Source organism: Pseudomonas sp. 2822-17, from assembly GCF_002742485.1.
Taxonomy (GTDB): domain Bacteria; phylum Pseudomonadota; class Gammaproteobacteria; order Pseudomonadales; family Pseudomonadaceae; genus Aquipseudomonas; species Aquipseudomonas cyclaminis.
Map to the genome: position 1 here is coordinate 1 of NZ_LJRZ01000298.1, position 830 is coordinate 830.

Consider the following 830-nt stretch of genomic DNA (forward strand, 5'->3'; position numbering starts at 1 on the left):
CCGTAGCGCAAGGTGCCCCAGCCTTGGTGTTCGGCGGTGAGGCGGTTCTGGACGTCATACTCGTAGGCCAGCGCCCAGTGGCCGTCGTCAACGCTGAGGAGATTGCCTTGGCGGTCGTAGGCGTAATCGATTTTGTTGCCGTCGGGCAGGGTTTTTCTTACGAGACGGCCGGCGTGGTCGCGCTCGTAACGAGTCATTAGCTGACTGCCATCATCGCCGTGTTCAGTTTTTTCCTGCAGGTTGCCATTGAGGTCGTAGACGTAGGCCGTGCGCTGGCCATCAAAACCGATTTCCTGCTGGATCAGACCGTTGGCGTGGTAAGCCAGCCGATAGGTCTCGCCAACTTCGTTTTCAATCTCGGTCAGCAGCAACCGCACGTTGTCGTAGCGGTACTTGACCTGGCTGCCGTCGGCGTTGATGCGGCGGCTGATCAGGTGCAGGCCGTCGGCGTATTCGTAGCGGGTGACGTGGCCCAGTTCATCGCGTTCGGCGGTGATTTTTCCGTAGGGGTTGTAGCTGTATTCCCTGCACGCACCGCCGAGCAGTACGAGGCGAGTCAGCCTACCGACTGCATCCCACTGGTATTGGGTCAGCGCGCCTTGTTCATCCTCACGGGCAATCTGGCGTCCCAGGTCGTCGTAGCGATAGCGCTGGATGCCACCATTGGGCAGTTGCTCTTCAAGCAACTGGCCGCGTTCATTCCACACCAGCCGCTGGCAACTGTGATCCGGGTACCACACCCCAATCAGTTGTCCGTATTTGTTGTAGCTGTAGTCGGTGATGTGACCGTCGGGATCGGTCCTACGCGTCACGTCGCCCTGATCGTTGCG

Annotated in this window: 1 pseudogene; it reads right to left on the bottom strand. The window is 59.5% G+C overall.

What is annotated here, in order from left to right:
• Positions 1-830 (bottom strand): annotated as a pseudogene (locus AOA60_RS05610) (RHS repeat protein); the annotation flags it as partial.